Genomic DNA, 13333 nt, shown 5'->3' on the forward strand with positions numbered 1-13333 from the left:
CTTGAGCCTTGCCGCGGAGGGCAGGCAGCGACTGTGTTGAAAGTCAAGCACAAGCTCCCTGAAGGGGAGCCATTCGCCAGCCCAGGGTCAGCCCCGGCGAGCGCCAGCGAGACGGCGGCGCCACCCTGGGTTTCAGACGGCGAAGGTCTGAACGCTGAAAGCGTGGAATAACGGGACAGGGTGGCTCAAAACTTCTGACGCACTGCACTAGCGCAGCGGCCAGACCCAGGGCAGGATGAAAACGACCACCAGGAACATGAGCACCAGCAGTGGGAATCCCACGCGTCCGTAGTCGCGGAAGCGGTAGCCGCCCATTCCCATCACCAGCAGGTTGACGGGATGGGCCGTGGGCGTCATGAAGGCGCAGGAGCAGCCCACCGCCACCACCATGAGCAAGGCCTGGGCCGAGAGTCCCAATTCGCCGGCGCTGCTGAGGGCGACGGGCGCCATGAGGACGGCCACCGCCGAAGCCGGCATCACCTGGGCGGCCAGCGCGGTGATGAGGAAGAGTCCGCCGGCCACGGCGGGGGGTCCCCAGGGCGCCACCGATCCCAACAGGCTATCGGCCAGGAACGCGGCCGTCCCCGACTCCTCCATGGCCAAGCCCATGGAGAGCATGCCGCCCACCATGATGACGGCCTTCCATTCCACCGCCCCGTAGGCCTCTTCCAGGCGCAGACATCCGCTGATGATCATGGCGACGGCCGCCATTGGAGCAGCCAAAAAGATGGGCAGCCAGTCCATGATCACCAGCAGCAGAAAGGCGGCCATGATAGCCAGGCACAGTGCGGCCTTGTCTTGCCGCTGGGCCTCGCGGGCCTGCTCGGAAAGCAGGATGAAGTCGGGCTCCTCGGCCAGCAGGCCCAGACGGCTGCGCTTGCCGTAGACCAAGAAGGCGTCGCCCAAACGCAACTGGAAATTGCGCAGGCCGCTGGTATGGGCCCTTCCTTCTCTCCATACGGCCACCACCGTGAGTCCGAAGCGCTCGCGGAAGCGGGCTTCCCGCAGGGTCTTTCCGGCCAGCTCCGAGCGGGGCGAGAGCATGGCCTCGGCTAAGCCCACCTCTTCCGATTCCAGGGCTCCCAGGTTGGAGGGCGGCAGGTCGCGTCCCACCTCGAGCTGGCGCAGGTCGTCGAGAATCTGCAGGTCTTCGGGACGGCCTTCGATGAGCAGCGAGTCGCCTTCCAGCAGTTCGGCTTCGGGGTCGGGGACGAACTGGGTGTGTCCCTGGCGGGTGATGCCCAGGACGGTGAGTCCGAAGGCGTCGCCCAACCGGGTGGCAGCCAGCATCTTGCCGGCCAGCAGCGATCCGCGGGGGACTTTGACCCGCAGCAGGCGGCGCTGCAGCCGGTAGCGGTCGACCGCCTGGCGCGGCTGCAGGAGGCTCACCTTGATCAGGCCGTCACGTTTGCGCAGTCCTTCGCTCATGCCCTGGGGACCGATCAGAAGCAGGCGGTCGCCGTCGAGCAGATGGACGCCCAGCAAATCGCTGTAGAAGACCTCGCCATCTCGTCTCAAGGCCATCACGGTGGCCCCGTGGCGACTGCGCAGCGAAGCTTGCGCCAGCGTCTTTCCGGCCAACGAAGCGCCCTCGGCGATTTCGGCTTGGGCCAATTCGACCTCGGCGTCCTCCATCTGGGCGATCAGGTCGCCGCCTGATTGCAAACGCAGCAGCTCCCAGCCCTTGAGCGCTTCCAGACGCTCAGGACGCCCTTCCATCCAGAGCTGATCGCCTTCCCGCAGCACGGTCTCCGGACCCGGCGCCAAGAGGGGACTCTCCTGGCGGACGATGGCCAGCAGTATGGCTTGCAGCGCCGATCCCAGGCGGCATTGGGCCACCGTCTTGCCGGCCAGCCGCGACCCGGCGGGCACCTTGAGGGCGAAGAGCACCTTGTCGACGCCGTAGAGCCCCTTGAGGTCGCGCTTCCCGGGGCGTCCGGTCTGGCGGGGCAGGTCGCGGTCGGGCAGCATGCGGTTGCCGAACAGGACCATGTAGAGGATGCCCACGGCTAAGGCCACCGCCCCCACCGGGGCGAAGTCGAACAGCTCGAAAGACCCCTGCCCGCTGCCGCGCAAGGATCCGCTGACCAGGATGTTGGGGTTGGACCCGATGGCCGTGGTCATGCCTCCCAGCAAGGATGCGAAAGCCAGCGGCATAAGGAGTTTGGAAGGCGAGCGCTGCAGGCGGCGTGCCACTTCCAGCACCACGGGAAGCATCAGCGCCGCCACCCCCACGTCATGGATGAATCCGGAGAGCACGCCCACGGTCAGCATCATCAGCACCGTCAGGCGCAGCTCGCTCTGGCCCGAGAATGAGAGGACGTGGCGTCCGATGGTGGCGGCCACGCCGGTTCGCGAGAGTCCACCGCCCAGCACCAGCACCGACGCGATGGTTATGACGGCGGGATTGGCGAATCCCTGCAAGGCCTGTGACTGGTCGATGACCCCCGTCAAGGTCAGTCCCAGCAAGACCAGCAAAGCCACGATCTCAGAGGCCACCCACTCGGTCACCAGGAGCAGCACCGCCAGTCCCAAAATGATCAGAACCGCAGCCATTCCCCCCATTCTTCCACGCCCGCCGGGCGCGGCCAAGGCTAGGCCGCGCGGGAGGCAGACCCCTGCAACGATGTGCAGGCCGGCAGACAGTCCTAGGGCGGGTGGGAGGCGCATCCTTGCGGCGATGTGCACAGCGCCCCATGGTGGCTGTCGGTCACTAGCAGGCGATCGGGCTTTGAGCGACCCGCACAAGTGTTGCGAGGTGGCGACCGGATCATTGGTGGGGATCGCCGCAGGGATGCGCCTCCCACGGGACTCTGCCTGAGCCTCCCGCCAGACAAGGCTGGTTGTCTTAGGCTGGTTCTTGCTTGGCGGCGGGGCGTTTCCAGGACAGGTGGAAGCCCCACAGGGCCAGCAGCAATACGCCGACGGGTCCGACGGCGGAATAGGCGCCGTACCAGGACGTCCACTCCATGGAGGTGGGCAGGTTGAGGAGCAGCGAGGCCGTCAGCGATGCCGCGAAGACGCTCAACAGTCCCAGCCTGATCAGGGCCAGGACGGCAAGGGAAATGATGGCCAGCTTGAAGACCAGGTCGATCCAGTATCCGTCGCCGGTGGGAGGCGACAGCACGAAGGTGAAGATGACGATCACGGGCAGGGATGCCAGCCAGTCGCGCTTGAGCACCCCCCGGGCCAGCACCAGCACCAGGAAGATGAGCAGGGCCTGGGGAAAGGCGCTGATCAAGCCCTGCAGGGCGTATCCGGCCAGCACGCGTCCGCCCTCCAGTTGGGCGGGGTTGATGCGGCGGAAGGCGAAGCCCGAATAACCCAGCCACTGCTGGACGGGACTGGACAAGAGTCCCAGGGCCACCGCGAAAGAGGCGGTCAGGCAACCCAGGAGCAGGTCGCGACCCACCAGCGGGTCACGCAGACGTCCGCGAAGAAGGCGGTTCCAGGAGATCAGGCTGTGGGGCCAGTAGCGCCGGGCGAAGGGCTCGATCCCGATATAAATGAACCAGGACAGCGCCGCAGTCAAAAGAGCGAGGGCAGCAGCCGAGCCTAATATCCCCCACTCTGCATTCAGGTCGGCCGTGTGGTCGGCGATAAGCATGCTGGCCAGCAATCGTCCCGTGAAGATGCACAGGGCGATGCGCAGGGCGCCCTGGCGGTCGCCGCGTCCCAGGCGCAGGTTGTGGCGCACCAGCAAGGCGCCTCCAATGATGGCTCCCAGGTTGAGCAAGGTGCTGAAGATGAGAAGCAGCGTGTCTCGAAAGCGGCTGGAGGGTCCCGACGAGGAGGACGCCTGCCTCGAGGACTCGTTCCAAGGTCCCTGGACGCGGAAAAACACCAGTTGCCCTTGAAAGGAGGCGGCCTCGACGCTGATCTCCATCTCGGCGTCGAAGGGCGAAGGTCCCGACCACCGTAGGTGCTGGTCGACATTGACCGGCGGATTGAGCCGAGGCTGGGTAGGATGAAAGTCCTCCCACCTCAGTCCGGCGGCGTTGAAAGCCAGACTCCAGTCAAAAGGAGGCGCCTGCGAATCGGCGTCGAGTTGGCTGGGAGGCACGGCATCCACCCAGAAGAGGCGCGCCTTGGGATCGAGAAGAACCAGCACCATTCCGGGAATCGTGGCGGGCGGGTCGAAGATGCTGGTGCGGAAGGAATAGCGCTCGCCCGGAAGCAGGCTGGAAGGCGATTCCCGGTACCAGAAGAGGCGGGCGGGCGGGAAGCCATGTTCCATATAGCCGCCCGATGCGTACTCTGAGAACCGGGCAACGACCGGATTGTAGCTGCCGAATCCGCGGGCGTTGTAGGGCTGGCGCTGTTCATATCCCAGGTTTGCAAGGTGCTGGCGGGCCCGGTCGGCCAACACCTCGGGCGGCAGGTCGAGAGGAATCTGGCGGAAGAGCTGGAATCGATCCAGCATCCACACCGAAGCAGCCAGGCTCAGCAGCACGCCCGCCAGAACCAGCCAGGCCTGAAGGCTGGAGAGCGTTCCACGTCCTCCCGAGGCCGCCACCAGCTCCGGCGAGGGCGTCTCGCCCGCGGCCAGGGCCTGGGCCAGCGGATTGCCTCCCGGCAGCGCCGCCGAAACCGCCAGCGCCGAAGCCGGACGCAATTGCGGGTCGCTTTGCAGGCAGCGCAAAATGACCCGCTCCACGGCGGGATCGATGCCTTCCCGCACGCTGGAGGGAGTGGCGATCTGAGAGGACTCGTGCAGGCTGCGCAATTCGGCCAGCGAGCGGGCCTGCAGAGCCCGGCATCCGGTGAACATCTCGTAGAGCACCAGCCCCAGCGCGTAGACGTCGCTGCGCTGGGAGACTTCGCGTCCTTCGAGTTGCTCGGGCGCCATGTAGGCGGGAGTGCCCGAGACGTCGCCCTCGGCCACGTCGCGGGCGGCGGCGGCCAGTCCGAAGTCGGCGATGCGGACGCGTCCCCGACCGTCGATCATGATGTTGGCGGGCTTGAAGTCGCGGTGCAAAACACCGGCGTCATGGGCGGCCGCCAGTCCGGCGCACATCTGGCGCGACAGTTCCAGCGCCTTGTCCTCAGGCAAGCGTCCGATGCGGCGCAGCAGCGAGGAAAGGTCCTCGCCGTCGATGTACTCCATCGAGATGAAGTGCCGCCCTTCGGCCTCGCCCACGTCGTGGACGCGGCACACGTTGGGATGGGAAACACGCCTCGCGACCTTGACCTCGTCGAGAAAGCGCCCCATCCTCCGCTGGTCCGAGGCCAGTTCGCGGGGCAAAAACTTGAGCGCCACTTCCTGATCGAGCGTCAAGTCCTCGGCCCTGTAAACCTCCCCCATCCCGCCTTTGCCCAACAACCCCACAATCCGATACCGCCCCGCCAGCAACACCCCCGGCGGAAACTCCCCCCTCCGCGACCCCGGAGCTGCACTGCCGCCGGTTGACTCCCTTGGCGAGACGTCGACGCGAGTGGCCTCGTCATCTCCCGGCTGCGGGGTTGGTTGAGTCGATTGAGACATTGGCAATACCCTACCAGACCGGAAAGGCCTCAGCCTCGACCACTCTCTGAGCTTGGGCGAGGTGCCTTTGCGTGTGCACTACCAGGATGGTGAAGGTGTCGTCGAGGCTGTAGGTCACGAGGCCAAGCAGCGGAGAGGTAATGATGGTTTGGGCGGGGTCGACGCCGGAGGGGGTCTTTTCGACATGCTCGGCCAACTCGGCCTGATGCCGGCGGAAGCGCTCGACGATGTCGCCGTCGATCTCGCTGGCCGACGGCCGGGCCTTGGCCGGTGCCTTCAGTTTCCTGCGGTTGTCGGGGCGCAGGGACTTGATGAGAAATCTCCCGAAGAAACCGCTCAGGGGCGAAAACCGCTCCCACCATGAGGGACTGAGGTCGCCCTTTTCCAGTTTCTTGAAGAGCGGGAAGTAAAGGCTGTGGGTGGTGATCAGATGATCGAGGCACTGTGCAACGCTCCAGCGGCCGGCGGACGGCTTCCAGTTCAGTTGCTGCGCCGAGAGCCCTGCAAAGCGCTCTTCAGCCTGGGCCGCCAGCTCCCTTAACTCCGACGCGGTCTCCTCAACTCGCTCTCGCATAGAGAACTCCATGTTAGTGGATTCGACCTCGGGCACGCTTCAGTCTTCGCTGAGAGGACCTTTGCGCGGGCCCATCAGTTTGATGCTCACGCCCCGGCCGCAGCGCCGGCGGACTCTTCCGCCTTGATGGCCTCGGCCATGATGCGTCCGCTGGTCACGTCCATGGTGATGTGGAGGATGACGGCGGTCAGAAGGGAGCCGCTGAATACCGTCAGCAGCGCAAAGACAAGTCCCACTGCCCCCGTCCGCAGCACGCCGGGCAGTCCCTGGTAGAGGTGGCCGAGCCCGAAGACTGCGGAAGAGACGACCACGGCCGGCCAGGTGCCAATGGCTGCCGCCAGTACGGCGAGTAGCACCCCCCGATACAAGATCTCCTCACAGATACCGGCGGTGACCGAGAGCATGTTGAAAGCGCTTTGCTCTTTTGAGTTTCGGGGAATCATCGGCTTCAGGTTACCGAGATTGCCGCCCAGGTTCGACAAGGATTGAGGATTCCGTGTAGCTTTGGACATCTGCAAGACCAGCAGGGCGGAAAGTACGAGTCCGGCGGCCACGGCCAGCCATTCCCAGCCCATCGGACGGTGAACCAGCCTCAAGGGCTCCTGGGGACGTCCGCTCCAGAACCACCAGGCGAGAAAAACGGCCGCCGAGATCCACTCCCAGACTGCGATCGAGTTGTAGTGGCGCAGCCTGGCGTCGGGGCGGTTCTCGGCATCCCAACGAATGAGCCGGCGAAAATCTCTCACGCCGCCCCATGGAAAAACCAACGCCAGAAGCAGGAGCAGGCAGACGGCCATAGGATCGAGCAGGACGGTCAGGTCCATGGTGTTCCTATTCTACCCTCGCTTCGGCCGCTTGTCGGATAGCGGCGCTGCGCCCTTGCAGCAGTCGGGTCAGATACCTGCCGTGGACGAGCCGATCAACCTGCTGGTCTTGCCGGCCATGGCCCGCTCTCCAATGTTACTGGGGCAAATGCAACTCCCTGCTCAGCCGATCCTTGATTCCAGCAGCCGCGCGATCTCATCGTGTCCTGCCTTTTTGGCCAGGTCGAGGGCGGAGCCGCGGTTGTCGGGGTTGAGGAGGGGGTCGGCGCCGTGAGAAAGGAGGATGCGGACGATCTCGAGGCGGCCGCGGCGGGCGGCGGAGCGCAGGGGAATGGCGCGGCCGTCGGGGGCGTGGATGAGGTCGGGGTCGGAGTCCAGCAGCTCACTGACCCGGTCGGGCAGGTTGAACTCCACGGCGTCGAAAATGTCGGGCTGGCAATGCTCAAGCAGCAGTTGAAGGATGTCCTGGCGCTTGCCTTCCCGCGCCCATCCCAGCGCGCTGGCCTGGTGACGGCGTTCGCGGCGGGTGGGGTCGGCGCCTTTCTCGAGCAGGTAGCGGACCACCTCGATGTGTCCCATGAAGGAAGCCTCATGGAGAGCGGCGATGCCGTCCACGGGAGCGGCGTTGACGTCGACCCCGGCCTCGGCCAGGTAGCGGACGGTGGACAGGCGTCCGAACTGGGCGGCGTAAATGAGCCCCTGCTGAACCGCCTTGACGGGGTCGCCCAGCGAGCGGCACCAGGGGACGCGGCAGAAGCCCGCCTGAGGACGCAGAGCGCCCTCTGGGTCCACCTGCTGCTTGACGGCCTCGAGGTGGCCGGCGGCAGCGGCGAAGATGAGGTTGTCGAGGCGGGCCCCGCACTGGACCAGCGCGTCCAGGGCCTGGGGACAGCGGAAGGCGATGGCGGTGGCAAGCGGAACGCCGTCCTCGTCGAGGCCGTTGGGATTGGCCCCGGCCTCCACCAGCATGCGTACCATGTCGCCTTGCAGTCCGGCCTCGGCCGGCCAACTGCTCGAGGACAGCAGAGCCAGGGTGGTCTGGGCCGGTCCGCCGCCGTAAGCGTTGCAGAGAGCGTCCACCTCGGCGCCCGCATCGAGGAGCATGCGCAGGATCTCAAGGGCGTTTTGCGGCGTGCGCTGGACTTCCGTCTCGACCCCGTTGGCGGCCATGTAGTGGAGGAGGGTGGCGCGGTGGGGACGCGGGGAACGGGCGTGGATGAGAGTGGGATCGTCGCGCAGCATCCGGCGCAGTTTGTCGGCTTGCCCTTGGACGGCGGCGTCACGAGCCCGCTCGAACCATTGCGCCGAGACTTCCTGCTCGACCGCGCCCAGGCGGCGAAGGCGGGCGTCGAGCCGGGCATCGCCGCTGGGAAAGGCCTGGAGTCCGCTGACGGGGGAGCCGGCCTGCAGCAAACGCTCGACCAGGCCGCGGCGCAGCTCGGAGTCCTCGATTTCGAGGGCCAGATCGAGGGCCGTGCGTCCGGCGTGGTTGCGGGACGCGGGGTTGGCCCCGGCCCCCAAGAGACTGTTCAGCGCATGGGAATCTCCGGCCCGGGCCGCCAGGTGCAGCGGACGGTCGCCTTCATCGTCAGCCACTTCAGGATCGAGTCCCGCCCGCAGCAGCGCGGGGACGGCCTCTCCGCAGCCATGGCTGAGGGCCCAGGCCAGCACCTGGTGATCGGTGCGGCTGAGGCCGGCAAGCTGACCCGCGTCCGGGGACGCTTCTCCGCGCAGGGAATCCGCCAGCACGCGGTCCACCTCGGACACCTCCTGGCGGGCTCCTCGCTTGACCAACAGTTCGGCGACATCCTTCCTTCCCAGGCGGACAGCGATCTGGTAGGGGCGGTATCCGTCGCGGTTGGGACGCTCGAGGTCGGCCCCCGCCTCCAGCAGAAGCTCGATCACGGCCAGGCTGCGTCGGTCGCGGATGGCCTGGTGCAACACGCTGCCGTGGGCGCCCCAACTGCCGGCGTCGGGACTGGCGCCTGCGTCCAAGAGCAGCTTGACGCCTCTGGGTTCGTCCATGGCCACGCGCAAAGACAGGGCGAAGTCGAGCTGATACTGAGGAGGATGATCGCGCAGCAGGACGCGCAGGCATTGCAGATCGTCGCCGCCCACGGCATCGGTCAGTTCCGCCGCCGCCCACAGGGCCCAGTTCTCCTGGCGCTTGGCGCCCGCCTCCAGCAGCAGTTCCACCAACTCAGGACTGGAGACGCACTCGACAGCAGCGGTCAATACCGAGCGAAACCCGTCCGGCACGTCGGGAGCCTCTACCGTCCGGGCCGGATCGGCCCCCTTCTCCAACAGGTTCTTGACGATGCGGATGCGGCGTTGGGCCACCTCGGAATCCAGCCGTCCAAAGCGCGAATGACAGGCGTAGAAAATCGTAGCCCACCCCCGCGGACCTCCCTCTTCAACGGCCAGTTCGGGCCGCTCCCGCAGCAGCCGCGCCACGGCCTCATCGTCCCCCAGCGCCGCCGCCGCATGGATGGAGCGGTCGGGCGAAGTGCCGTGATCGGCCGCCAGCAACTCCTCCACCTGGGCACGGCGTCCCTGCAAAGCCGCCTCGATGAGTCGCCTCATCCGCGACTGCTCGTCCATGGCGGCGGCTTCAAGGGCGCTTTTCATGCGAGGCCAGGAGGCGAAGCCTGACTCGCGGGCGATGACATACTGGGCCTCGGCCAATACCAGCGGCTTGCCGGCTGAGGACGTCCTGCCGTCGGGATCGGAGAGCCGGGGCAGAAACTCGCGCACCCGTCCCCGGGCCTTATCGTCGCCCCGCCTGAAGGCGCGCAGCAGGTCCTTGGCCAGCTTTTTCTTTTGTTCCAGGTTGTGGCGGCGTTGGGCGCCGGGAGAGGACGAATCGCGGACATCGGACATGGAAGCCTCCTTCGTTAACAGTCCAGCGTCCGCTGACGGGACCGAAGAAGGGTCCGTTGCCAATGTGAAACCCAGTCATTCGAGCGAGATGGGCGCCGCCCTTTCCGCGGACCGGATGCATTCCCGAAGATGCCCCGCCATTATGCCTGATCTCCACCGGGATGACCAGTTGTAGCGAGCGCCCTCATACCGGCGAGAGCATCGGGCCTTCGCTGCGGTCACAGAACTTGACTCGTGTGTGAACTTGTTGGCCACATAGTGCTGCCGGTCATAAGTTCTGACCAGACTGGAAGGCGGATTCTCTATGAAGCCGTTTGGATCTTTCAGCCATCTCGACAGCCATGGTTGCGAGGCGGACTCCTCGGCAATCTCGGGAGGCTTCAGGCCTGCCGGATCACTTCGGCGGGGTCGATGCGCGAAGCTCTGCGGGCCGGGAGATAGCTGGACAGGGCTGCCACCACGGCAAAAAAGACCACGGAAACGGCCAGCACCAGCGGATCCGTTGGACTGACCCGGAAGAGCAGGTTGGAGAGGTAGCGGCCCACCAGCAGCGAGATGGCGAGTCCGCCGGCCACCCCGAGTCCGCACAGGAACATGCCCCTGCCCACGATCAACCGCAAGATGTCGCCGCGGCCTGCTCCCAGAGCCAGCCGGACGCCGATCTCCTGCACGCGCCGGTTGACGTTGAAGGAAATGAGTCCGAAGAGCCCCACGGCGCCCAGGGCCAGTCCCAGTAGGGAAAAGAGCCCGAAGAGACTGGTGACGAAGCGGCGTCCTTGCAGGTCGTTGCTGAGCCGGTGACTCATTGGCGCCAGTTCTGAAAGAGGGATCTCGGAGTCGACGCTCCAGACCGCCCGCCTGACGTCGACCATCCGGCCCTCGGCCGGACCGTCAGGGAGCGAACGCACCACAACGAACATGGAACTTGCGGCCAGAGGCGACTGCACCAGGGGGATGTAGTACTGGCTGCGGCTCTGGCGCTCCAGTCCGCGGTGCTTGACGTGGCGGACGACTCCCACCACCGTCCGCCAGGGAGATTCGGCAGAGGGCTCGCCTTGCTTGAAGCGCCGCCCCAGCGGGTCCTGTCCGGGCCAGAGCCGCTCGGCCAGATTCTCGTCGACGATCGCGGTGAGGGGGCCGTCGCGGTCGATCTCCTGGAAGAGCCGCCCGCTCAGCAAGTCGATCCCCATGGTCTGGAAGTACGATCCGTGGACCAGCCGGTAGCCGGCTTCCACGGGTTGGGGCGAGCGGTTGCTGTCGCCGGGGTGGGGGCTGACGGGCCGCGTCAATTCCCACAGCAGGGGAAGACGGCTGACCAGCCCGGCCCGCATTTCGGGGATGGAGTTGAGACGCTCCAGCACCTGCTCGAAATAGTTCAAGCGGGCTTGGCGGTCAGCGTAGCGGTCGGACAGGACCAAGCGGAAGCCGATGACCCGGTCGGGGTTGAAGCCGGGACTGACGGACATCACCTGCTCGAAGCTCCTGAGCATGAGGCCCCCGCTCACAAGAAGCAGTAGAGCCAAGGCAATCTGGGCCACCACCATGGCCGAAGGGAGCCTCAAGGCCCCCGCGCTCACGCTTCCACGGCCTAATCCGCTGGCGCCGAAGTTGAGGCGGGATGACCTGCCCCAGACTTGCAGGGCCAGGACCAGGACCCATATCGCGACTGCGGCCAGAGCGGCCAGCAAGGCCGCCATCAGCGAGGCCAACCCCACCTCCACTTCTTCGAAGCGGGGCATAGCTTGGGGATTGATGGAACGCAGCAGCGGAATCCCCCAGGCCGCCAGCAGGAGTCCCCCCACCGCCGCTGTCAGCGCCAGCAGACCGCCTTCCACGGCGAACTGGCGCATCAAGCGCAGGCGTCCGGCGCCTAACGCCATCCGCAAGGCGAACTCCCCGCCCCGCGCCTCGGCCCGGGCCAACTGCAGGTTGGCCAGATTGAGACAGATCAGCAGCAGCAGCAAGGCGACCGCCATGGCGAAGGCCGTCAGGGTGGGACGGGCATCCTCGACCGCCCAGTGCTGCAACGACTTCATCCCCAACCGATACCCGCGGTCGGCGTATTCCGCGGGAAACTGGGCGACCCATTCCTCGCCCACGGCCGCCAACTCCTCGGAGGCGCGCTCAGGCGTCACTCCAGGCCCCAGCCGGGCCACGACGCGGGTAAACGATCCGCTTCGCCGCCTGCTCCGGCGGTCGGGCATCGGATACCAGACCTGCTGGCTGGCCAGGAACTCCAGGTCGGGATGAGAGATTCCGAAATCGGGTACGATGCCGATGATCTGCCAGTCTTCTCCTTCGATGATGAGGGGCTCGGCCAGGGCCTGCCGGGAAGCGCCGAGGTGGCTCCTGAAGAACCCTTCGCTGACGACCAGGACCCGCCCCCTTTTCGAATCCTGCGCAGAAAAGGTCCTGCCCAAGGTGGGCTGGATACCCAAGGTCTCGAAGTATCCCGGCGTGACGCAGCCCGCCGAAAGCTGCAAGGGCTCGGCCTGGGGAGTCCAATTGAGGACGTGGGGCTCGAAGGCGGCCAGGCTTTGGAAGATGTCCAGGCGTTCCTGCAGCTCGCGGAATTCCGCCCGCGACAGGTGCTGCCACTCCACGTTGCGGGTACGCTCCACCTCTCCCACCGAATAGAGACGCTCGGGCTGTGGAAAAGGCAGAGGCTCGATCAGAACGGCGAAGACGGCGCTGAAGATGGCGCTGTGGGCTGCGATGCCCAGGGCCAGGGTGAGCACGACCGCCAGCGTCCAGGCCGGACTCTTGAGCAACTGCCGCAGTCCGAAGCGGATGTCCATCGCTAATCCGCTGAAGAGGCCCGCTCCGTTGGCAGCGTTCGCCCCGTCCCTTCGAAAGGGGCGTCGAGGTCCCTTGGACTCGATCTCGAAAAGGTCCTCGAAAGATACCCCCAAGCCCTCCAACAGCTTGTGGCGGGTCTCCGGATTGGGATAGCGGCGCTTGCCGCTGAGCAAAAGGGAGAGGTGCCCTCTCCCCAGTCCCAGCATCTGTTCCCAACGATTGAGGCTGACCTTCTTCTTGGAGAGCTCTTGCTGCAAACGGTCTGTTTTCAAACGTATTCGCATACCGACGTCCGTCCATTACGACGCAGCCGTCGGCAGGGGGTCAAGAGCCTGACAGGAAAACTACTTTCAATCGTTCACTGCCGGCCCAGATTGTGCCTTTGCTGCTCGACGACCTATAATTCCCTCAGTGAAACTGACTTTCCGACCCTCGCAGCACGGTATGGCTCAGATTCTCGGTGACTTGGAGAGCCGGGTCATGAAGGCGCTATGGGAGGCTCCCGGTTCTCCCTCGCGTCTGGTCCGGGAACGGCTTTGTGAGCGGAAACCGGTGGCCGCAACGACCGTTCTCACTGTCCTCGGCCGCCTGGTCGAAAAGGGATTGGTGACGCGCCGGCGGGAGGGCCGCAGCTATCACTTCTTCGCCGCCGTCTCTGAAGAGGAATTCGAGCAAGAGGTCACCCGCAGCATACTGCAGGGACTGATGGAGCAGGAGTCGCGTCCCATCCTCAGCACCTTTGTCGAACTCGTCTCGCACGATGAAGAACTG

At 65.8% G+C, this 13333-nt stretch carries 7 protein-coding genes; 1 reads left to right on the forward strand and 6 read right to left on the reverse strand.

Features of this window, described 5'->3' with window-relative positions; genetic code table 11:
* Nucleotides 1-207: 207 nt before the first annotated feature.
* The 6 genes from VLU25_18275 to VLU25_18300 all read right to left on the reverse strand — a co-directional run bounded on the left by VLU25_18275 (nucleotide 208) and on the right by VLU25_18300 (nucleotide 12846).
* On the reverse strand, nucleotides 208-2556 hold the full coding sequence (locus VLU25_18275) for an SLC13 family permease (protein ID HSR69881.1): 2349 nt from the start codon (nucleotides 2554-2556) through the stop codon (nucleotides 208-210).
* Nucleotides 2557-2848: 292 nt separating this feature from the next.
* The gene (locus tag VLU25_18280) at nucleotides 2849-5485 is read right to left on the reverse strand and encodes a serine/threonine-protein kinase (protein ID HSR69882.1); all 2637 of its coding nucleotides are present in this window, start codon (nucleotides 5483-5485) and stop codon (nucleotides 2849-2851) included.
* A 10-nt stretch (nucleotides 5486-5495) separates the two neighbouring features.
* Nucleotides 5496-6059: a DinB family protein gene (locus VLU25_18285; GenBank protein HSR69883.1), complete on the reverse strand. Its 564-nt coding sequence runs from the start codon at nucleotides 6057-6059 to the stop codon at nucleotides 5496-5498.
* A gap of 86 nt (nucleotides 6060-6145) precedes the next feature.
* On the reverse strand, nucleotides 6146-6883 hold the full coding sequence (locus tag VLU25_18290; GenBank protein HSR69884.1) for a type II CAAX endopeptidase family protein: 738 nt from the start codon (nucleotides 6881-6883) through the stop codon (nucleotides 6146-6148).
* Nucleotides 6884-7045: 162 nt separating this feature from the next.
* Nucleotides 7046-9763 (reverse strand): ankyrin repeat domain-containing protein, encoded by a 2718-nt coding sequence (locus VLU25_18295; GenBank protein ID HSR69885.1) that lies wholly within the window; start codon nucleotides 9761-9763, stop codon nucleotides 7046-7048.
* Nucleotides 9764-10143: 380 nt separating this feature from the next.
* Nucleotides 10144-12846: an ADOP family duplicated permease gene (locus tag VLU25_18300; GenBank protein ID HSR69886.1), complete on the reverse strand. Its 2703-nt coding sequence runs from the start codon at nucleotides 12844-12846 to the stop codon at nucleotides 10144-10146.
* Between the two features lie 127 nt (nucleotides 12847-12973).
* On the opposite strand from VLU25_18300, the gene VLU25_18305 reads away from it, so the two are divergent.
* Nucleotides 12974-13333: BlaI/MecI/CopY family transcriptional regulator (locus VLU25_18305; GenBank protein HSR69887.1), on the forward strand; the 360-nt coding region annotated here is incomplete at its 3' end.

This window comes from Acidobacteriota bacterium (genome assembly GCA_035471785.1).
Classification (GTDB): domain Bacteria; phylum Acidobacteriota; class UBA6911; order RPQK01; family DATIPO01; genus JANQFM01.

Excerpts from the sequence above, each read along its gene's own strand:
- VLU25_18275 (HSR69881.1), bottom strand. The coding sequence starts at position 2,556 with ATGGCTGCGGTTCTGATCATTTTGGGACTGGCGGTGCTGCTCCTGGTG.
- VLU25_18280 (HSR69882.1), bottom strand. The coding sequence starts at position 5,485 with ATGTCTCAATCGACTCAACCAACCCCGCAGCCGGGAGATGACGAGGCC.
- VLU25_18285 (HSR69883.1), bottom strand. The coding sequence starts at position 6,059 with ATGCGAGAGCGAGTTGAGGAGACCGCGTCGGAGTTAAGGGAGCTGGCG.
- VLU25_18290 (HSR69884.1), bottom strand. The coding sequence starts at position 6,883 with ATGGACCTGACCGTCCTGCTCGATCCTATGGCCGTCTGCCTGCTCCTG.
- VLU25_18295 (HSR69885.1), bottom strand. The coding sequence starts at position 9,763 with ATGTCCGATGTCCGCGATTCGTCCTCTCCCGGCGCCCAACGCCGCCAC.
- VLU25_18300 (HSR69886.1), bottom strand. The coding sequence starts at position 12,846 with ATGCGAATACGTTTGAAAACAGACCGTTTGCAGCAAGAGCTCTCCAAG.